The sequence below is a fragment of the Micromonospora sp. NPDC048905 genome, from assembly GCF_040649655.1.
Classification (GTDB): Bacteria; Actinomycetota; Actinomycetes; order Mycobacteriales; family Micromonosporaceae; genus Micromonospora.
Genome location: NZ_JBEZFV010000001.1, coordinates 895,046 through 915,303, shown reverse-complemented (window position 1 = coordinate 915,303; position 20,258 = coordinate 895,046). Strand labels below are relative to the sequence as shown.

18 protein-coding genes and 1 riboswitch are annotated in these 20,258 nt (G+C 71.1%); of the genes, 9 read left to right on the top strand and 9 right to left on the bottom strand.

What is annotated here, in order from left to right:
• Window positions 1-55: 55 nt before the first annotated feature.
• The gene (locus AB0C01_RS04340; RefSeq protein WP_357070375.1) at window positions 56-1,522 is read right to left on the bottom strand and encodes an NAD-dependent malic enzyme; all 1,467 of its coding nucleotides are present in this window, start codon (window positions 1,520-1,522) and stop codon (window positions 56-58) included.
• A gap of 183 nt (window positions 1,523-1,705) precedes the next feature.
• Here AB0C01_RS04340 and hflX point away from each other — a divergent pair, with 183 nt between their 5' ends.
• The gene (gene hflX / locus AB0C01_RS04335; RefSeq protein WP_357247514.1) at window positions 1,706-3,160 is read left to right on the top strand and encodes a GTPase HflX; all 1,455 of its coding nucleotides are present in this window, start codon (window positions 1,706-1,708) and stop codon (window positions 3,158-3,160) included.
• A gap of 50 nt (window positions 3,161-3,210) precedes the next feature.
• Window positions 3,211-4,980, top strand: coding sequence for a hypothetical protein (locus tag AB0C01_RS04330; RefSeq protein ID WP_357570195.1), 1,770 nt, complete (start codon window positions 3,211-3,213; stop codon window positions 4,978-4,980).
• 104 nt (window positions 4,981-5,084) lie between these two features.
• On the opposite strand, the gene lexA is transcribed toward AB0C01_RS04330, so the two are convergent.
• Entirely contained in the window at window positions 5,085-5,870 is a 786-nt protein-coding gene (gene lexA, locus AB0C01_RS04325; RefSeq protein WP_357247520.1) for a transcriptional repressor LexA, read from the bottom strand.
• 543 nt (window positions 5,871-6,413) lie between these two features.
• Here lexA and nrdR point away from each other — a divergent pair.
• Both nrdR and AB0C01_RS04315 read left to right on the top strand, forming a co-directional pair.
• Window positions 6,414-6,914, top strand: a complete 501-nt coding sequence (nrdR, locus tag AB0C01_RS04320; RefSeq protein WP_357247523.1) for a transcriptional regulator NrdR — start codon at window positions 6,414-6,416, stop codon at window positions 6,912-6,914.
• Between the two features lie 32 nt (window positions 6,915-6,946).
• A complete protein-coding gene (locus AB0C01_RS04315) occupies window positions 6,947-9,844 on the top strand; it encodes a vitamin B12-dependent ribonucleotide reductase (RefSeq protein ID WP_357247526.1) in 2,898 nt (965 codons plus the stop codon).
• A gap of 55 nt (window positions 9,845-9,899) precedes the next feature.
• On the opposite strand, the gene bluB is transcribed toward AB0C01_RS04315, so the two are convergent.
• From bluB to AB0C01_RS04300, 3 genes are all read right to left on the bottom strand, one after another.
• On the bottom strand, window positions 9,900-10,526 hold the full coding sequence (bluB, locus tag AB0C01_RS04310; RefSeq protein WP_357570194.1) for a 5,6-dimethylbenzimidazole synthase: 627 nt from the start codon (window positions 10,524-10,526) through the stop codon (window positions 9,900-9,902).
• 28 nt (window positions 10,527-10,554) lie between these two features.
• Window positions 10,555-10,755: riboswitch (cobalamin riboswitch) on the bottom strand.
• 95 nt (window positions 10,756-10,850) lie between these two features.
• Window positions 10,851-11,552, bottom strand: coding sequence for an alpha/beta hydrolase (locus AB0C01_RS04305; RefSeq protein ID WP_357247532.1), 702 nt, complete (start codon window positions 11,550-11,552; stop codon window positions 10,851-10,853).
• Between the two features lie 320 nt (window positions 11,553-11,872).
• The gene (locus tag AB0C01_RS04300) at window positions 11,873-12,772 is read right to left on the bottom strand and encodes a bifunctional 5,10-methylenetetrahydrofolate dehydrogenase/5,10-methenyltetrahydrofolate cyclohydrolase (RefSeq protein WP_357247535.1); all 900 of its coding nucleotides are present in this window, start codon (window positions 12,770-12,772) and stop codon (window positions 11,873-11,875) included.
• A 219-nt stretch (window positions 12,773-12,991) separates the two neighbouring features.
• Between AB0C01_RS04300 and AB0C01_RS04295 the strand changes: the two genes are divergently transcribed.
• A complete protein-coding gene (locus tag AB0C01_RS04295) occupies window positions 12,992-13,561 on the top strand; it encodes a sigma-70 family RNA polymerase sigma factor (RefSeq protein WP_357570193.1) in 570 nt (189 codons plus the stop codon).
• 18 nt (window positions 13,562-13,579) lie between these two features.
• A complete protein-coding gene (locus AB0C01_RS04290) occupies window positions 13,580-14,545 on the top strand; it encodes a CU044_5270 family protein (RefSeq protein WP_357247540.1) in 966 nt (321 codons plus the stop codon).
• 21 nt (window positions 14,546-14,566) lie between these two features.
• Here the strand turns inward: AB0C01_RS04290 and AB0C01_RS04285 are convergent, their stop codons facing one another.
• A complete protein-coding gene (locus AB0C01_RS04285; RefSeq protein WP_357570192.1) occupies window positions 14,567-15,679 on the bottom strand; it encodes an FAD-dependent monooxygenase in 1,113 nt (370 codons plus the stop codon).
• A 146-nt stretch (window positions 15,680-15,825) separates the two neighbouring features.
• Between AB0C01_RS04285 and AB0C01_RS04280 the strand changes: the two genes are divergently transcribed.
• Window positions 15,826-16,761 (top strand): DUF2332 domain-containing protein, encoded by a 936-nt coding sequence (locus tag AB0C01_RS04280; protein ID WP_357570191.1) that lies wholly within the window; start codon window positions 15,826-15,828, stop codon window positions 16,759-16,761.
• Between the two features lie 42 nt (window positions 16,762-16,803).
• On the opposite strand, the gene AB0C01_RS04275 is transcribed toward AB0C01_RS04280, so the two are convergent.
• The gene (locus tag AB0C01_RS04275) at window positions 16,804-17,745 is read right to left on the bottom strand and encodes a MerR family transcriptional regulator (protein ID WP_357570190.1); all 942 of its coding nucleotides are present in this window, start codon (window positions 17,743-17,745) and stop codon (window positions 16,804-16,806) included.
• Between the two features lie 47 nt (window positions 17,746-17,792).
• A complete protein-coding gene (locus AB0C01_RS04270; protein ID WP_357570189.1) occupies window positions 17,793-18,356 on the bottom strand; it encodes a dihydrofolate reductase family protein in 564 nt (187 codons plus the stop codon).
• Between the two features lie 246 nt (window positions 18,357-18,602).
• Here AB0C01_RS04270 and AB0C01_RS04265 point away from each other — a divergent pair, with 246 nt between their 5' ends.
• The gene (locus AB0C01_RS04265) at window positions 18,603-18,863 is read left to right on the top strand and encodes a DUF5522 domain-containing protein (protein ID WP_357570188.1); all 261 of its coding nucleotides are present in this window, start codon (window positions 18,603-18,605) and stop codon (window positions 18,861-18,863) included.
• A 92-nt stretch (window positions 18,864-18,955) separates the two neighbouring features.
• Window positions 18,956-19,507 carry a hypothetical protein gene (locus AB0C01_RS04260; protein WP_357247556.1) on the top strand — a complete coding sequence of 184 codons (552 nt, stop codon included), beginning with the start codon at window positions 18,956-18,958 and terminating at the stop codon, window positions 19,505-19,507.
• Between the two features lie 19 nt (window positions 19,508-19,526).
• Here AB0C01_RS04260 and AB0C01_RS04255 read toward each other — a convergent pair whose 3' ends face one another.
• Window positions 19,527-20,216 (bottom strand): metal-dependent transcriptional regulator, encoded by a 690-nt coding sequence (locus AB0C01_RS04255; RefSeq protein WP_357570187.1) that lies wholly within the window; start codon window positions 20,214-20,216, stop codon window positions 19,527-19,529.
• Window positions 20,217-20,258 lie beyond the last annotated feature (42 nt).

Here is a 20,258-nt window from a genome sequence, read left to right as displayed (position 1 = left end):
GTCAGGAACAACGCGGATCCTGACGCAAACCTCTTGATCACCAGGGCGAACTCGTTCAGGGCGTCGCGCTGGCGTTGGCCGCGATCTCGGGGAGGTCGGCGGGGCCGGGGTCGGCTGCCGGCAGCGGGCTGGGGTTGTGCGCGGCGGCGCGAACGGCGGCGGCGACCGCCGGGGCGACCCGGGAGTCGAAGACGCTCGGCACGATCACCGTCGGGTTGATCTTGTCTTCGCCCACCACGTCGGCGATGGCCCGGGCGGCCGCGATCGCCATCTCCTCGGTGAACTCCTCGGCGTGCGCGTCGAGCATCCCGCGGAACACTCCGGGGAAGGCGAGCACGTTGTTGATCTGGTTCGGCTGGTCCGAGCGGCCGGTGGCGACCACGGCGGCGTGCTTGCGCGCCTCCCGCGGGTCGACCTCCGGGTCCGGGTTGGCGAGCGCGAAGACGATCGAGTCCTTGGCCATCTGGGCGATGTCGTCCCCGGTGAGCAGGTTCGGCGCGCTCACCCCGATGAACACGTCGGCGCCCCGGATCGCGCCCGGCAGGTCGCCCGAGTAGTTCTCCTTGTTGGTGTTGTCCGCCAGCCACTGCCACGCCGAGTTGAGCCCGGTCAGCCCGCGGTGCAGGGCGCCCTGGCGGTCGTACGCGATGATGTCGCCGACGCCCTGGCGCAGCAGCAACTTCATGATCGCGGTGCCGGCCGCGCCGGCCCCGGAGACGACCACCCGGACATCCTCCAGCTGCTTGCCGACCACCCGCAGCGCGTTGGTCAGCGCGGCCAGCACGCAGATCGCGGTGCCGTGCTGGTCGTCGTGGAACACCGGGATGTCCAGCGCCTCGCGCAGCCGGGCCTCGATCTCGAAGCAGCGCGGCGCGGCGATGTCCTCCAGGTTGATCCCACCGTACGCCGGCGCGATCGCCTTCACGATCTGCACGATCTCGTCGGTGTCCTGGGTGTCCAGCACCACCGGCCAGGCGTCCACCCCGCCGAAGCGCTTGAACAACGCCGCCTTGCCCTCCATCACCGGCAGCGAGGCGGCCGGACCCAGGTTGCCCAGGCCGAGCACCGCCGAGCCGTCGCTGACCACCGCGACGGTGTTGCGCTTGATGGTCAGTCGCCGGGCGTCCGCCGGGTTCTCCGCGATCGCCATGCAGACCCGGGCCACCCCTGGGGTGTACGCCCGGGACAGCTCGTCGCGGTTGCGCAGCGCGACCTTCGACGTCACCTCGATCTTGCCGCCGAGGTGCAGGAGGAACGTCCGGTCCGACACCTTCCGCACGTCCACGCCGTCCAGCGCGGTCAGCGCGTCGACCACCTGGTCGGCGTGGCCGGCGTCGGCGGTGTCGCAGGTCAGGTCGACGATCACGTTCGTCGGGTCGGAGTCCACCACGTCCAACGCCGTGACGATCGCGCCGGCCTCGCCGACGGAGGTGGTGAGCCGCCCGATCGAGGACGCGTCAGCGGTCACGGCGATCCGGATGGTGATCGAAAATCCGGCGCTCGGCAGTCGGGTGATGGCCACGGGATCCCTCCGTCACGGCTGTGCGGCCAGTCGGCCGCCGCCCGCATTTCTACCGGGTTGACGCAGCCGACCAGCATTCGCCCCCGCTTTTCGAGACTCGGAGCATGGGCATATAGCAGGTGCGTTCGGCGTTGTGTCATGTCAGGATTACGTTCCACTTATCAAAACGGACAGGAGAACCGCTTGCGAGACCAGGAGAGCTTTGTCCCCGTCGAGGACGAGCTCGACGACGTCACCACCGGCGAAATGGATCTGTCGGAGAGGCAGTCCCTCCGACGCGTCCCGGGCCTGTCAACCGAGCTCACCGACGTCACCGAGGTGGAATACCGCCAGCTGCGGCTGGAGCGGGTCGTCCTGGTGGGCGTCTGGACCGAGGGCACGGCGGCGGACGCGGAAAACTCGCTCACCGAGCTCGCCCTGCTGGCCGAGACCGCCGGTTCGCAGGTGCTCGAAGGGCTCATCCAGCGTCGCAGTCGCCCCGACCCGGCCACCTACATCGGTCGCGGCAAGGTCGACGACCTCAGCGCGGTGGTGCTGTCCAGCGGTGCCGACACGGTCATCTGTGACGGTGAGTTGTCCCCGTCGCAGCTGCGCAACCTGGAGCAGCGCACCAAGGTCAAGGTCGTCGACCGGACCGCGCTGATCCTCGACATCTTCGCCCAGCACGCGAAGAGCAAGGAAGGTAAGGCCCAGGTCGAGCTGGCCCAGCTCGAATACCTGCTGCCCCGGCTGCGCGGTTGGGGTGAGACGCTCTCCCGGCAGACCGGTGGTTCCGGCCGCGGCGGCGGCGCCGGCGGCGGCGTGGGTGTGCGTGGTCCCGGTGAGACCAAGCTGGAGACCGACCGGAGGCGGATTCGGCACCGCATCTCCCGGCTGCGCCGCGAGATCAAGAGCATGCGCACGGTACGCGTCACGAAGCGCGCCCGACGCAACCGCAACTCCGTTCCCGCCGTGGCCATCGCCGGCTACACCAACGCCGGCAAGTCCAGCCTGCTCAACCGGTTGACCGACGCGGGCGTGCTTGTCGAGGACGCGCTGTTCGCGACACTGGACCCGACCACCCGGAAGGCGACCGCCGCGGACGGCCGGATCTACACCCTGACCGACACCGTCGGTTTCGTCAGGCACCTGCCGCACCAGATCGTCGAGGCGTTCCGTTCGACGCTGGAGGAGGTCGCGGAGGCGGATCTGGTGGTGCACGTCGTGGACGGCACCCACCCGGATCCCGAGGAGCAGGTCCGGGCGGTCCACACGGTGCTCGCCGAGGTGAGCGCGGAGCGGCTTCCCGAGTTGCTGGTGGTCAACAAGACCGACGCGGCCGACGAGGACTCGCTGCTGCGGCTCAAGCGGCTCTGGCCGGACGCGATCTTCGTCTCCGCGCACTCCGGGCGGGGCATGGACGAGCTGCGCGCGGCGATCGAGGACCGACTGCCGCGACCGGCCGTGGAGGTCCGGGCCGTGCTGCCGTACGACCGCGGTGACCTGGTTGCCCGGGTGCACCGCACGGGCGAGGTGCTCAGCACGGCGCACCTGCCGGAGGGCACCCTGCTGCATGTCCGCGTCGCCGCGGACCTCGCCGCGGAACTGGCACCGTTCGACGTCGAGCGACAGGGACAGGCGGCGGGCAGCCGCTCCTGAGCGGCCACGGTGTCATCCGTCGGAAACGCGTGGCATGCGACACTGGCCGAATGCGCCGCGTTGTTTCCTCGGTCACGGTTGCCCTCGGCCTGTTCGGGGCAACCGTGGCGCTCGCCGGAGTCGCCGCGGCGGCTCCCGGCCCCGGGTCGTCCGAGCCGCCCGCCGTCACCGCCGGCCAGAAGCGGTGCACGATCGTCGACGAGCGGCTGCGGGAGCTGTCCGGTCTGGTCGCGACCAAGAGTGGCTACGTCGTCATCAACGACAGCACCGATCTCACGGCGCGCGAGCGGATCTTCTTCCTCGACACCAAGTGCAAGGTCTCGAAGGAGCCGGTCCGGTACCCGGGGCAGGGCCCGGTCGACACCGAGGATCTCGCCCTCTCCAAGGACGGCGCGACCCTCTGGATCGCCGACACCGGTGACAACGCCGACGCGAAGGAGCGCCGCACGCGCGTCGCGCTCTGGTCGATGCCGGTCACCGGCGCGAGGCAGCCGACGCCGCACCGGATCTCCTACCCGGAGGGCAAGCCGCACGACGCCGAGGCACTGCTCATCGGTGACGACGGAAAACCGCTCGTCATCACGAAGGTCACCAGCGGCAAGGCCGAGATCTACGCGCCGACGGCGGCGTTGCGCAACGGCGAGGCCGATTCGGTGCCGATGCGCCAGGTCGGCGAGATCACGCTGCCGAAGACCCAGACGGAGAACCCGCTCAACACGTTCGGCCGGATCGCCATCACCGGCGCGGCCCGCTCGCCGGACGGCTCCCGGGTGGTCCTGCGCACCTACGCGGACGCTTTCGAGTACGACGTGAGCGGCGGTGACATCGTCGGCGCGCTCACCACCGGCAAGCCCCGGGTGACGGCGCTGGCGGACCCGTTCGGCGAGGCCATCAGCTACTCCACGGACGGCAAGTCGTTCCTGACCGTCTCGGACGCGTTCCGGTTCGGCGAGGACGAGCCCCTCGACATCCTCAGCTATTCACCGTCCACGTCGACCGCGGTGCCAGTCGCGGCGGGGGCGGGGGACATCAAGAAGGCGACCTCGGCATCCTGGGCCGCCGGGCTGGACTTCGACGACATCACCTATCTGGTCGGCGCGGTCGGGGTGATCGGCCTGCTGCTGGTCGCTGCCGGCATCGTCGGCATCGTCCGGGCCCGCCGACGGCTGCCGGCCGCCGACGTGGCGAAGACGTCGGCCCGGGACGGCGAGCCGCTCAACCCACGTCCGGGCCCGGCCGTCGATGGTGCGCCAGCGGTGGGTGACCGTACGGGCGGCGTCTACGGTGGCGGCGCGCCGGCGAGCGCCTACGGCGGCGGCGCCGGTCGCGGTGGCCCGCCACCGGCAGGTGGTACGGGCCGCGGTGGCCCTGCGGGTCGCGGTGGCCCGCCTCCGGCGGGTGGTGCCGTGTACGGCGGTGGTCGACCGACCGCGGCCGACGGTGGCTACGGTGCGGCACGACCGGACGGCGGTGCCGCTGGTGTGTACGGCGGCGCTCGTCCTCCGGCGGGTGGCGCTGCTCGTCCTCCGGCGGGTGGTGGTCGCCCCCAAGGGGGCGGTCGTCCTCCGGTGGGTGGCGGTGGCCGTCCGCAGGGTGCCGGTGGTGTCCCTCCGGGCGGGGGTGGTCGTCCCGTCAGCGGTGTGTACGGCGGTGACGGTGGCCACACCGGCACGGGTCGCGCGGAACCGCCCCGGCGCGGGGGGCCGGAATCCGACCCTCGGGGCCAGCGGCCAGGCCGTCGCCGTGACGACGACGAGCCCATCGATCCGTACGGGCAGTATCCCGGGGGCGGTCGCGGCCCCCGCGGCGACCGCTACTGACGGGCCAGCCCTCAACAACTGACGGACCAGCCCCCGACAACTGACGGGCCAGCACCGGGCAACCGACGCGGGTGAGCGCCCGTGAGCACTCACCCGCCGATCGGTCAGATGCGGCGCAACACCGCCACGACCCGGCCCATGATGGTCGCGTCGTCTCCGGGGATCGGGTCGAAGGCCGGGTTCTGTGGCATCAGCCAGACATGCCCGTCGCGCCGCCGGTAGGTCTTGACCGTCGCCTCGCCGTCCAGCATGGCGGCCACGATCTCGCCCGAGTCGGCGGTCGGCTGCTGCCGGACGACCACCCAGTCGCCGTCGCAGATCGCCGCGTCGAGCATCGAGTCGCCCTTGACCTGGAGCATGAAGACCTCGCCCTCACCCACGAGCTCGCGAGGCAGCGGGAAGATGTCCTCCACGGCCTGCTCGGCGAGGATCGGCCCACCGGCGGCGATCCGACCGAGCATCGGCACGTACGCCGGGGTCGGTCGCTGTGCCCGGGACAGCTCGTCGTCGATGGCCTCGCTGGGGGCGCGAACGTCCACGGCACGCGGCCGGTTGGGGTCGCGGCGCAGGAAGCCCTTCTTTTCCAGCTCCTTGAGCTGGTAGGCGACGCTCGACGGCGACACCAGGCCGACCGCCTCGCCGATCTCCCGGACGCTGGGCGGGTAGCCGTGCCGCTCCACCCAGTTGCGGATGAACTCCAGGATGCGACGCTGGCGGGCGGTCAGGTCGACGGTCGCCGGGTCGGGGAAGGCGCTGACGACCGGGGTGACCGGGCGTACGGCGGGCTGACCCGTCCGGCTGCGCGCGGCGGTGCGGCGTCGGGTGGCCGGGGGGCCCGCCTCGGTGATCTGCTGCGGGCTCTTCGGCCGGCTGGCCCGGTCCTCGGTCACGTCCGTCCTCCCTGGTCGGCGCTGGGTGCCTCGTCGGCTCGTGGTGCGTGCGGTGGTGCCACGTTGTTCATGACCGTATAGGTGAGATCGGTCATTTTCAAACATCTGTACGACCTCTCACCGGCGTGTCGGGGTGAAAAACCGCTCCCGTCGTACGGATGTTCTGATAAATGGTACGTCGAGTAGCACTGGTGTTCGATCCTCGGCCGTTTTCCGGACCGATCCGGCCGCCCGGTCGGTAACCCGGGAGAGGTCTCGACGTTGGGGTTTTCGGACGTGCTGGCGGTCGTGGATGACCAGATGGTCCGTGACGCGCCGGACACGCCGGCGAACTTGACCCGGCTTCCCCGGCGACATACGGTCGACCCCTAGATGTAGTAGTGACACGGGCGTAAGTTGCCCACAGGTTGGGTCCGACTACCGACCGCACTCCCGTAACGTCGATCACGGCGGGCGTCGTCCGAGGACGGCACCGTCGCGGTGAGCCGTGCCCGGGGGGTGCTCCGCACAGGTCGCAGTTGATCATTTTCAAGGAGGTGGGCGATGCGGTGTCCGTACTGCCGGCACGCTGACTCCCGGGTGGTCGACTCGCGGGAGGCCGACGACGGCCAGCTCATTCGACGGCGGCGGTCCTGCCCGGAGTGCGGCAAGCGGTTCACCACGGTCGAGGAGGCGGTCCTCGCGGTCGTCAAGCGCAGCGGGGTGACCGAGCCGTTCAGCCGGACGAAGATCATCGGCGGGGTGCGCAAGGCGTGCCAGGGCCGGCCGGTGGACGACGACTCCCTCGCGCTGCTCGCGCAGCGGGTGGAGGAGACCGTCCGGGCCAAGGGGGCCGCCGAGATCCCCAGTCACGAGGTGGGCCTGGCGATCCTGGGTCCGCTGCGCGACCTGGACGAGATCGCCTACCTGCGGTTCGCCAGCGTCTACCGCTCGTTCGACTCGCTCGCCGACTTCGAGCGCGAGATCGACACGTTGCGGGCCGTGGCGCGAGCCCGGGAGCAGGGCCGGGCCGACGCGGTCGAGGCCGCCGGCCGTACCAACTGACTTCACTGTTTTTCGAGAGATCAGGACGCGCGGTGGGTGACCGCGCAGACGAGGGGGGCGACGGCGTGACAACTAGCCGTTCACGGAGCAAGGCAGGCGCGGGGCTGAAGATCGAACGGGTGTGGACGACCGAGGGGGTCCACCCGTACGACGACGTGGCGTGGGAGCGCCGCGACGTCGTGATGACGAACTGGCGGGACGGCTCGATCAACTTCGAGCAGCGGGGGGTCGAGTTCCCGCAGTCGTGGAGCGTCAACGCGGCGAACATCGTGACCACCAAGTACTTCCGGGGCGCGGTGGGGACCCCGGAGCGGGAGTGGTCGCTCAAGCAGCTGATCGACCGGGTGGTCACCACCTACCGCACCGCCGGTGAGGAGTACGGCTACTTCGCCAGCCCGGCGGACGCCGAGATCTTCGACCACGAGCTGACCTGGATGCTGCTGCACCAGGTGTTCAGCTTCAACTCGCCGGTCTGGTTCAACGTCGGCACGCCGTCGCCGCAGCAGGTCAGCGCCTGCTTCATCCTGGCCGTCGACGACTCGATGGACTCGATCCTCGACTGGTACAAGGAGGAGGGGCTGATCTTCAAGGGCGGCTCCGGCTCCGGGGTCAACCTGTCGCGGATCCGCTCGTCGCGTGAGCTGCTCTCCTCCGGCGGCACCGCCTCCGGCCCGGTCAGCTTCATGCGCGGCGCGGACGCCTCCGCCGGCACCATCAAGTCCGGCGGTGCGACCCGCCGCGCGGCCAAGATGGTCATCATCGACGTGGACCACCCGGACATCGAGGAGTTCGTGGTCACGAAGGCGCGCGAGGAGCACAAGATCCGCGCCCTGCGCGACGCCGGGTTCGACATGGACCTCGGCGGCTCCGACATCGTCAGCGTGCAGTACCAGAACGCCAACAACTCGGTCCGGGTCTCCGACGAGTTCATGTCGGCGGTCGAGAACGAGAAGGGCTTCGACCTGCGTGGCCGGCTGGACGGCTCGGTGATCGACACCGTCGACGCCAAGAAGCTGTTCCGCACCATCTCCCAGGCCGCCTGGGAGTGCGCCGACCCGGGCCTGCAGTACGACGACACGATCAACGACTGGCACACCTGCCCGGAGACCGGGCGGATCACCGCGTCGAACCCGTGCTCGGAATACCTGCACCTGGACAACTCCTCGTGCAACCTGGCCTCGCTCAACCTGATGAAGTTCCTCCGCGCCGACGGTGGCTTCGAGGTGGAGAAGTTCGTCAAGTCCGTCGAGTTCGTCATCACCGCGATGGACATCTCGATCTGCTTCGCGGACTTCCCGACCGAGAAGATCGGTGAGACCTCCCGCGCCTACCGGCAGCTCGGCATCGGCTACGCCAACCTCGGCGCCCTGCTGATGGCCACCGGCCTGCCGTACGACTCGGAGCAGGGCCGCTCGGTCGCCGCGTCGATCACGTCCCTGATGACCGGCACCGCGTACCGCCGCTCCGCCGAGCTGGCCGGCGTCGTCGGCCCGTACGACGGCTACGCCCGCAACGCCGAGCCGCACAAGCGGGTCATGCGCAAGCACGCCGCCGCCAACGACGAGATCAAGCCGACCAGCCCGGTGGCCACCGCGATCGTCCGCGAGGCGACCAAACAGTGGACCCAGGGCAACAAGATCGGCGACAAGTTCGGCTGGCGCAACGCCCAGGCCAGCGTCCTCGCCCCGACGGGCACGATCGGCTTCATGATGGACTGCGACACGACCGGCGTGGAGCCGGACCTGGCGCTTGTCAAGTTCAAGAAGCTGGTCGGCGGCGGCTCGATGCAGATCGTCAACCAGACGGTGCCGCGCGCCCTGCGCAGCCTCGGTTACCCCGAGGAGCAGGTCGAGGCGATCGTCGAGCACATCGCCGACCACGGCCACGTGGTGGACGCCCCGGGCCTCAAGCCGGAGCACTACCCGGTCTTCGACTGCGCCATGGGCGAGCGGACGATCGCCCCGATGGGTCACGTGCGGATGATGGCGGCCATCCAGCCGTTCGTCTCCGGCGCCATCTCCAAGACGGTCAACATGCCGGAGGCGGCCACCGTCGAGGACGTCGAGAAGATCTACTTCGAGGGCTGGAAGCTCGGCCTCAAGGCGCTGGCGATCTACCGGGACAACTGCAAGGTCGGTCAGCCGCTCTCGGTGGCCAAGTCCAACAAGGCCACCGAGCCGGCCGCCGTCGAGGCCGCGCCGGCCGCCGTGGAGAAGGTCATCGAGTACCGGCCGGTGCGTAAGCGCCTGCCGAAGAAGCGCCCGTCCGAGACGGTCAGCTTCTCCGTCGGTGGCGCCGAGGGCTACCTCACCGCGTCGTCCTACCCGGACGACGGCCTCGGCGAGGTCTTCCTGAAGATGTCCAAGCAGGGCTCGACCCTGGCCGGCGTGATGGACGCCTTCTCGGTGGCCATCAGCATCGGCCTGCAGTACGGCGTGCCGCTGGAGACGTTCGTCAGCAAGTTCACCAACATGCGCTTCGAGCCGGCCGGCATGACCGACGACCCGGACGTGCGGATGGCCGCCTCGGTGATGGACTACATCTTCCGTCGCCTGGCGCTGGACTTCCTGCCCTACGAGCGCCGCGCCGAGCTGGGCATCTTCACCGCCTCGGAGCGGGCCGCCCAGTTGCGGGCCGAGGCCGACGCGGAGGCCGCCGCCGTCACCGGCGCGGAGCTCACCGCGATGGCGTCCTCGGCTCCGGTGGAGGCCCCGGCCAAGTCGGAGGCCGTCGCCCAGCCGGCCCAGGAGATGGCCGACGTGGCCGCCGCCAAGCCGGCTCCGAGCGTGGGTTCCAGCACCGAACTGCTGGAGGCCGTGATCGGCAAGGCCGCCGACGCGCCGCTCTGCTTCACCTGCGGTACGAAGATGCGCCCCGCCGGTAGCTGCTACGTCTGCGAGGGCTGCGGCTCCACCAGCGGCTGTAGCTGACACGTCAGCGACGAGCCCCGGGCGTTCGCGCGCCCGGGGCTCGTTTGTGTGCGGGTCACTCGGACCAGCGATCCTGGTGGATCACCGACGACAGCGGACGTCGCTGACGCCAGCCGTGCCGCTCCAGGTCCGGCGTCTCCTCCAGATGGGTGACCGGGCCGAGGCAGAGCCACGCCACCGGGCGGACGGTGGCCGGGATGCCGAGCAGGTCGCGCAGGAACGGCTCCCGGTAGAACGAGACCCAGCCGACCCCGAGCTGCTCGGCGGTTGCGGCCAGCCACAGGTTCTGGATCGCCAGACAGACCGAGTAGAGGCCGGCGTCGGCGATCGCGTGACGGCCGAGTACGGCCGGCCCACCCCGCTCCGGGTCGTACGTGACCACGACCGACAACGTCGACTCTCGTACACCGTCGATCTTTATCCGGGCGAAGCGTTCCGCCGCCGGACCGTCGAGAGTGGCCGCGAAGGTGTCCCGCTCCCGCTCCACGTGTCGGTGGAACTCCTGCCGCAGCTCAGGATCGCGGACCAGGATGAAGTCCCAGGGCTGGGAGAGACCGACGCTCGGCGCGGCGTGCGCCGCTGTGAGGATCCGATCCAACGTCTCCGCGGGGATCGGCGCCCCGGTGAACTGGGCACGTACGTCCCGACGGCGGTGGATGGTCTCGTAGAGTCCGTTGTTCAAGGCAGGCTCCCGCTGCGCTCGCGCCCCTGACGGGGCGATGACGCGAGGCCGGTCTTCGGACTCCCGGATCTCCGCTGGTCACCCGCCTTCCCAGCCCCTCAGGGCCAGTGGCTGCGTCTGGTACGCGTGGGTGGCAGCTCCCCGGTCACCGCGGCGGGCCCGTGCCGGACTCACACCGGCTTCCCGATTCTCCCCACTCGCGCGGGGCACCTCGCAACGTTTGTGCCACCGCGCAGCATAGCGGCCGCCCCTGCCTACGGGGTGGCGGTCCGTCGCCCGGTCGCATGTCCGGCCGGTCGACGGCCGCTACCCGCGCCGTCTGCCTCAGGCGGAAAGTTCCGCCCGGATCAGCGCGGCCAGCTCGGCGGGCTGAGAAAGGAACGGCGAGTGCGAGGAGTTCATGCGCAACACCCGCTCGGCCCGCTTGGCCATGAGCTCCTGCGCGAAGGGCGGAAGAGCGTTGTCGGCCGCACAAATGAGGTAGGTGCTGGGAATGGTGCGCCACGCGGCCTCGGTCAGCGGCTGCTGCGTCGAGGCCCAGGACTGAAGCCCGAGTCGTGCAACGGCCTGTTCCGCGATTTCCGGATCGACGTCGCTGTAGAAGACCTCTCGGGGCTGCGACGGTTCGATGTGACCCCTGCCCTTCAGGTCCGTCCGCTCGTGAACCTCCCACCACGGCGGAGCAACGCCGCCGGCGGTGGAGAAGAGCGAATCGCCGACATCCGGCTGGAAAGCGGCGAGATAAACGATTCGGCGTACGTTGTCCGCGGCAGCGAGCGCCTCCGTGACTGGTGCGCCACCGTAGGAGTGGGCGACGACCACGACCGGTCCGTCGATGGCGGCGACGGCGGCTTTGACCACGGCAGCGTCGTCGTAGAGGTCACCGAGGGCAGCGGGGTCGTTGCCGCTACTGGGTAGCGCGACGGTGTGGATGTCGATATCCGGAAACTGCTCGATGAGCGACTGCCAGACCCAGGGCCCGTGCCAGGCACCGTGCACGAGAAGAAGCGACGGAATGCTGTTCAAGATGATGTTCCTGCCCGCATGTATTCAAATGATCGGATCTGGAGTTCGTCGTCGACCACGCCGTCGTGCATCACCGGAGCGCCCCATCTCGACCGAGGACAGCGGAAATATATGCCGCTACTTTTGGGTAGCAAGGCGCGGATGACTATGAGCCGAGCCACAAGCCCGATCGGCGGCGGTGTGCTCGTGATCAACAACACGTTGCCTGGCTCGGGCCGAATCCAAGCTCATTCCCGTATTGCTTGCTGAGCGCCGCTGGATAGCAAACTCGCGCCCGTGGCGGTGCGGTTGTCCGCAATTCCCCCGACGCACCTGCCGGGCTACTCGCTCGCGCGCTCGGCCGCGCGTACCGCGTTGCGGAACAGCATCGCGACGGTGGTCGGACCGACGCCGCCCACCCGGGGCGTGATGGCGCCGGCGACCTCGGCGCACGCTTCGTCCACGTCCGGTAGGAGGCGCCGTCCTTCGTAGCGGACGCCGGCGCCGATGACGACGGCGCCGGGCTTGACGTGCTCGGGCCGAACGATCCGGGGTACGCCCGCGGCGGCGACGAGGATGTCGGCGCGGCGGGTGTAGCGGTCCCAGTCGGGCACGCCGGTGTGGACGACGGTGACGGCGGCGTTGGCGGTCGGACGCTTCTGGGCGAGCAGCATCGCCAGGGGGCGGCCAAGGGTGGCGCCGCGACCGAGGATGACGACCTCACGACCGGCGACGGGGATCTCGTGGTACGCCAGGAGGGCTTCGATGCCGGCGGGGGTGCACGGCAGCGGGCCGGGCAGGCCGACGGCGAGACGCCCCATGTTCAGCGGGTGCATGCCGTCGACGTCCTTGTCCGGGTCGATCGTCAGCAGCGCCGCGTCGTAGTCCAGATGCCCCGGCACGGGGTACTGCACGAGCAGTCCGTGCACGGCGGGATCGCTGTTGAAGCGGGCAATGGCCTGGTGCAGTTCGGCCTGGGTGGCGGTGGCGGGCAGATGCACGTGCGGGGAGGCGAACCCGAGCGCGGCGGCCTGGCGCTGCTTGATGGCGATGTAGCCGGCGCTGGCGTCGTCGTCGCCGACGAGGATGGTGGCGAGGCTCGGTGTGATCCCGCGGCTGCGGAGTGCTGCGGCAGCGGCGGCGGTCTCGGCCAGGACGGCTTCGGCGACGGGTGCGCCCGGCAGGAGCCGAGCCGTGCCAGACGGGGTGTGGTGCTGCGCGGATCCACTGGTCGTGGTCATGACGGATTCTCCACGCAGGCGCCCAGGCGGTCGACGCCCGCGAGAGGCTCCCCGATGGTTTCACCATCCCCGTGCCGCCAGTCGCCGGTGCTTCGATCATGCCGCATCAACGGGGCGACTGCCCAGCTGACCGGCCCGTGCCGCCTCGGGCGGGGGGTTTGGTAACACCAGCGGTCCGGCTTACGAAGAAGAGGTGTGAGTGACGAGAGGGGACAGCCTGTGCGTGAGCCCAGCGAAGCGGGAGGTGACATCTCCGGCATCGGGGCCGATCCGGTGGCCTTCGAGGTCTTCTACCGGCGGCACCTGGAGGCGGTGGGCCGGTTCGTGGCGCGGCGGGTCGACGACCCGCACCTCGCCGCCGACCTGACCGCCGACGTGTTCCTGGCGGTGATCGAGTCCGCGGACGGCTACCGGCCGGACCGGGGGAGCCAGGTCGGTTGGCTGTACGGGGTGGCCCGCAACGTCATCGGCGACGAACGGCGTCGGGCGGCCCAACGGCTGCGGGTGACCGGCCGACTGGCCGGACGACGGGACCTCGGCCCCGATGACATCGCCCGCATCGAGGAGCGGATCGACGCCGAGTCGGCGGCCCGCCACACCTGTCGGGCGCTGAGCGAGCTGCCCGAGGGCACCCGAACGCTTGTCGAACTCGTCGCCGTGGACGGCCTCAGTGTCGCGGAGGCGGCGACCGTGGTCGGGATGTCCCCGGTCGCTGCCCGGGTCCGCCTGCACCGTGCCCGTCGCGTCGTCCAGGCCGTGCTCGCCCGCCCGGCCACCACCCTCGCCTGAGCAGACGGAGCTGACGCCATGAACAAGATCGAACAGTCGACCGAGGGTTTCGAGGAACAGCTCCTCAGAGATCTGAGCGCCCACGTCGCCCGGCGGGCCGAGGTGGCTTCGGCGACCCGTGCCGCCGGCTTCCGTACCCGGTTCCCGCGCGGTTGGCGCCTGGCCGGAGCGTTCGGGCTGGCCGTCGTCCTGACCGCCGGTGCGCTGGCGGTCCAGGCCATGGGGGTGGGCGACAAGCCGCCGCCCACGGCAACCGCGTCGGAGATCTTCCGGATGGCGGCCGACGCCGCCCGGCAGCAGCCCGAGCTGACCGCCCGACCCGATCAGTACGTCTTCACGGAATCCCTCGCGAGGGTCAGGGACATGCCGGCCAGCGGCCCGTACCGGACCATCCGGAACCAGCTGTGGCAGTCGGCCGGCGGAGTCGCGTACTCGCAGGGACGCTATCGACCGGAGACCGATCCGAACGGGTGGAGCACGCTGACGGAGCTCCGCCTCAATGATCCCGGTGATCCCGAGAAGGAACTCGACGCCTTCCAGGCGCCCGCGTACCACGGCGACCTGCCCACCGACCCGGACGAGTTGCTTCGATACCTCCGCGAACACCCGGTCGACCTGCATCTCCCCGAAGGAGCCGACGAGGAGGCCGTCTACGGGGACGAGAGCATGCCGTACACCACCGCGCGGTCGATGCTCAACGGCTACGTGCCGCCCCGAGCGCTGGCGGCGCTGTTCGAGTTGTTGGCGCGGGAGCCGGGGGCGGTCGTCATCTCGGGCGACGTGGTGGACGCCGCCGGTCGGCACGGGGTGGCGATTCGGATGCCCGGCGTGATCGGTGGTAACGACGACCTCCTCTTCGACCGGGACACCCACGTCTACCTCGGCCGCCGAGGATCGGTGATACGCGACGGCAAGGAGTCGGTGCACGCGGCCGTCGCGCTCCTCCGCACCGCCATCGTCGACCGGCCGGGCCAGCTGCCCTGAGCAGCACCCGGCGGCAGCGGTTCAGGGCTGGGCGAACAGCGGTCCGTAGTTCGAGCGGAACATCTGCTCACCCAGGCGGCGCATCACCAGGTCGCGGAGCGCGGGCGGAAGCCCGGTGGCCTTGTCGCGGCGGTGGGTCTGGCTGAGCACCCAGTCGGTACGCGGGCGTCGCCGCGCCTCGTACCCGCGCAGGGCTTCGGCGATGGACCCGGCGGCGGCCAGCGACGCGGCGAGCACGACGGCGTCCTCCAGGGCCATCGCCGCGCCCTGGGCCATGTTCGGCGAGGTGGCGTGGGCGGCGTCGCCGATCAGCAGCACCGGCCCCCGGGACCAGGCGCCGAGCACGACCTCCTGGTTCGGCCCGGCGTGCAGGGTGCTGTCGTCGTGGTCGAGGGCCTTGAGCATGGTGGCGACCGGCTCGGTGAACGTCGCGGCCACCTCGTCGCGCCAGCCGGGTCGGTCGGCGACCGGGCCGTCGTTGTAGTAGCAGTACGTCTGTTCGGCGCTGATCGGGATCGTCAGGAACTGCCGACCACGCCCCAACTGCACCGACCAGACCGGCTCGGCGTCGATCCGCGGGGCGATCCACCGGTACGCGTACTGGCCGAGGTCGCGGGCCGCCGGAGCGTCGAAGGTGAGCCGCCGGACCGTCGAGTTCACCCCGTCCGCGCCGAGCACCAGGTCGTACCGTTCGATGCTGTGGTCGTCGAACTCGACGGCGACCCGGTCGCCCTCCTCGACCAGCACGACCGGGTGGCGGCCCCAGCGGATCGGGGTGTCCCCGACGCCGGCGAGCATCGCCCGGTGCAGGTGCGCCCGGGGCAGCGACACGCACGCCCCGACGCCCTGCCACAGCGCGGTCACGTCGATGTCGAAGAGGCGGCCCCCGCGCTGGTTGGCGCTGCGCTGCCGAGTGATCTCCACGGCGACGTCGGCGACCGGCTCCCGCAGACCGAGTACGGCGAGCATGCGGGTCGCGTTGCCGGTGAGGTAGATGCCGGTGCCGGAGTCGGTCGGCCAGGGTGCCCGCTCGACCACGTCGATCGTCGCCCCCCAGTCCCGCAACGCGGCCACCGTCGCCAGCCCGGCGACACCTCCACCGACGATCAGTACCCGGACACCGTTGCCCCGCACGACACACTCCTCCCCGTTGCCCCTGCCCGCACCCCCGCTGAGCTGCTGCTCAACGGGCCGGCCGCCGCAGCACTCTACGAGGGCGGTGAGTCAGCACACCGGAATGGGGGCTGAACTTCCGAGGAATGGGCTGCGACGATGAGGGCATGACGACCGCTGAGGCGTACGCCGAGTTCGGCAGCCGAGAGGCGCGTGGGGTGTCGCCCACGTACGAGCGTCTGGCGCAGGCCGTCGCCCGCGACGACGCCCTGCTCGCCCTGCTCGACAGGCTCCCGCCGGGCAAACGACAGCCGAATCTGCTGTTCGGCGTCGTGCGCTGGCTCGGCGGGCCGGTCGACGACCCGGTCGCGTTCCACGAGTACGCGGTGACGCACTGGCCCGCCGTCGAGACCGAACTGCGCACCCGGGCCACCCAGACCAACGAGAGCGGCAGGTGCGCGGTCCTGCTGCCGGTGCTCGCCGCGCTGCCGCAGCCCCTCGCCCTGCTGGAGGTCGGCGCGTCCGCCGGGCTCTGCCTCTACCCCGACCGGTACGCGTACCGCTACGGCGAACACCAGGTCGGCTCCGGCGAGCCGGTCCTGGAGTGCGCGGCCAGCGGGCTGGTGCCGCCGGCCCGCGTACCCCGGGTGGTGTGGCGGGCAGGTCTGGACCTCAACCCGCTCGACGTGACCGACCCCGGCGACGTGTCCTGGTTGGACGCCCTGATCTGGCCGGAGCACGCGCACCGGCGGTCCCGGCTGCGTGCCGCGGCGGCGGTCGCCGTCACCGACCCCCCGTTGCTGGTCCGCGGTGATCTGGTGGACGACCTCCCGGCGCTGGCCGCCCGCGCGCCGGCCGACGCGACGCTCGTGGTCTTCCACACGTCGGTGCTCTACCAGGTGCCGCCGCCGCGCCGGGACGCGTTCGTCCGGCTGGTCCGCGAGCTGCCGGGGCACTGGATCGCGAACGAGGCACCGGAGGTGCTGCCGTACGACGGGTTGCCCGACCCGCCGAGCGACGCGCTACACAACGTCCTCGCGCTCGACGGGCAGCCGCTGGCCTGGGCCCGGGGTCACGGCCAGACGATGACCTGGTTCGGCTGAAGCCTCCCAGCCGCCCAGCCAGCCAGGCCGAGGCCGGCCGGCTCAGCGAACCGGTTCGGGTATCCGGGCGTGCAGGGCCCGGATGAACCAGTCCACCGCCGGCGCGGTCGCCTCGCCTGTCGACCAGCCGTTGAGCACCGCCACCAGGTCGAGGTAGCGGTCCCGGCGGGGATCGTTGGCCGGCACCAGCCGGTCGAGCAACCGCTGACGCAGGTCGGCGTCGTCGGAGTGACCGTGCAGGCTCGCGTACCGGCTGACGGCTGCCGCGACCACCGGATCCGCGTCCGGGCTGGTCGGGTCGAGGCCGGCCGCGAGGGCGGGGGCCACCGCGTCCCGGACCACCGCGACGGCGTCCGGGCGGGGCAGCCCCGGGACGTCGTGGTCGGCGGCGTGTTGCTGCGCCAGTCGCCGCATCCGGGCCCGGAACTCCGGATCCCGACACACCTCGGCCAGCTCCAACCACGCCTCGACCTGCTCGGTGCTGGGGTCGTCGGGAAGTTCCGGTGTCATCGAGACGAGCACACCCGGGTACGCGGGCTGGTCGCCGAGGCCGGCGAAGACGCCGGCCAGGAAGTCGGCGACCAGGTGCCCCCGTTCGCGGGCGGTGAGCCGGGCCAACCGGTGCAGCTCGTCCACCTCGGCCGGGCCCGATCCGCGCCTCGCCGCGACGGTGAGCACCGCCTGACGTAGCCGCAGCACCCGGATCTGCACGGCCAACGCCTCGGCGTGCGCGGCGGCCACCTCGGGCAGGGCCACCTCGCGGTCCACCACCCGCCGGATGGTGGCCAGGTCCACGCCCAGGTCGCGCAGCGTCCGGACCAGGTCCAGCCGGGCAACCGCCGCGGCGTCGAAGAGGCGGTAGCCGGTCGGGCTCCGGTCCGTCGGTGGCACGATGCCGCTGTCGGCGTAGTACCGGATGGTCTTGACGCTCAGGCCGGTACGTCGGGCCAGCTCGCCAATCGTGTACTGCTCCGCACCGCTCATGCCCCCACCCTCACGTCTCCCCCCGCTGGAGACTCAAGCGACAGACGTCAGCGAGCCCGCTCGTGGCGGAGCAGGACCACGCCGTTGCCGAAGACGCGGCTCTCCGCCAGCCGCAGGCTGGTCGGGGCGTCGGCGTCCGGGAAGAGCCGGCGACCCCGACCGACCAGCACCGGGTGGACGTAGATCCGGTACTCGTCGATCAGGTCGTGCCGGGCGAAGGTCGCGGCCAGGCCGGCCCCGCCGAGCCCCAGGTCGCCGCCGGCCTCGGCCTTGAGCCGTCGTACCTGCTCCGGGTCCACCTCCCGGACCAGAGTGGCGTTCCCGTCGACGTGGTCCAGCGTGCGGGAGTAGACGATCTTCGGCATGTCCCGCCAGATGCCGGCGAACTCGCGCATCGGGGCGCTGCTGGTCGGGTCCTGGTCGGCGGTCGGCCAGAAGTCGGCCATCAGCTCGTAGCTGACCCGGCCGTTGAGGAACCCACCCATCGGCGCGATCACGTCGTTGAAGTGCTGGTGCAGCTCGTCGTCGACCTGGTGCCACCCGATGTCGCCACCCGGACCCTCGAAGAACCCGTCCAACGACACGCTCATGTGCACAACGATCTTCCGCATCGCGTCTCCTCGGTGCTCGTCACAGCCTTCGGTCCCCCGAGCATCGTCGGACCCTACGACGAAACCGGCGGCGTGTCCCGCATTCGTCGCAGCGGGGAGCAGACCCCGAACAGGCACGCCGCCCAGGTGCCCAGCACGCACACCCAGAGCGCGCCACGCAGTCCCAGCGGGTGACCGGGGTAGTGGCCCGGCACTGTTGAGTCGCGGCCCTAGACTGCTGCTCGTGAACGGGAAGGGCTGCTGCTGGTGACCGAGGAGCGACGACCCCTGGCGGATCGGCCGTTCACCGAGCCGCACCCGTCCCGGCTGTCGCCCGCGCACCCCGACCGGGCCCGGATCCTCGCCACGCACGCCGCCGCGCTGAGCGCCGGGGAGGCCGGCTACCTCGACCCGACGAGCGGGCTGTTCGTGCTCAGCGCCGGCTTCCTGGCCCGGCGCGGCACCTGCTGCGGGCGCGGCTGCCGGCACTGTCCGTACGTGGACGATCCACTCTCGGAACAGGCGTAGACGAGGACTTCCCCGCGACACTTACACCCCGTACGGTGTCCGACGGACATCCGGCGGGCGCCTTCCGCCGTCGGTCGGCGAGAGGGTGGAGCGTGCGCGGGCGGATCGTGGTCGGAGGGCTGGCGGGGCTGCTGGTGAGCGGCTGCGCCGCCGAGGCCGAGCCGATCGCGGTGCTGCCGCCGCCGGTGCCGATCGCCGTGGACGTGGCGGCGGCGTCCTCCGGCGGCGCGTGCCGGCTGTTGGACTTCGCGGTGATCGAGGAACTGCTGAAGGTGCGCTTCGACGTGGCGGCGGCCAGTGAGCAGGGCGACACGCACACCTGTGTGGTGCGGGCCGGAGGCGCGGCGTTGCCGGAGCTGACGCTCAGTGTGTCCGAGACCACGATCGACAAGGCCACCTTCGCCGCGGACGTGGTGCCGGACAAGGCGGCGAAGATCACCGGGTTGGGTCAGCAGGCGTACCGGCGGACCACCGCCGCGGCGAGCGGGCACGGGCCGGTCGCCGAGGTGGGCTGGCTGGCCACCGACGGGCGGCTGGCCACGTTGAGCTGGACCGGTGCGCGGGGCAGCGAACGCACGGCGGCGGAGAAGGTGACCGCTGACCTGGCCGCGCTGGCCAAGAAGGTGGACACCCGGGCGCTGTGACGCCCGGGTGACCGGTTGGTCAACCGGCGGCGACGAACACCCGGGAGGCGACCTCGCGGGGGAGTCGCACCCGGTCGCCCGACCTGTCGATCGACACGCCGTCGCGTTCCTGCGCCACGGTGACCGTGGCGCCCGGGTCGACACCGGCGGCGTGCAGTTGACGCAGCACGTCGGCGTCCTTCTGCACGCTCTCGCAGATCCGGCGCACCACGACCGGCCCGGAGAGGCCGGGGAAGGCCAGGTTGCGCTCGCCCTCGGCGGCCTCGGTGGCCTCCTCGGCCGGCGAGCCCAGCTCCTGTAGGCCCGGGATCGGGTTGCCGTACGGGGAGCGGGTCGGCCGGTTGAGCAGGTCGTACACCCGCTTCTCCACCGCGTCGCTCATCACGTGCTCCCAGCGGCAGGCCTCTTCGTGGGCCTCCTCGTAGGGCATCCCGATGACGTTGACCAGCAACAACTCGGCGAGGCGGTGCTTGCGCATCACCGACACGGCGCTGCCCCGGCCCTGCACGGTGAGTGTCAGGTGCCGGTCGCCCTCGACGGTGAGCAGGCCGTCGCGCTCCATTCGGGCGACGGTCTGGCTCACGGTGGGGCCGCTCTGTTGCAGCCGTTCGGCGATCCGGGCACGCAGCGGCGGCACCCCTTCCTCTTCCAGTTCGAGGATGGTGCGCAGGTACATTTCGGTCGTGTCGACCAGGTCGTGAGACTTCATAACGTCAGCGGCCCTCCGGTGCACGATGCTACCTCGGAGAAG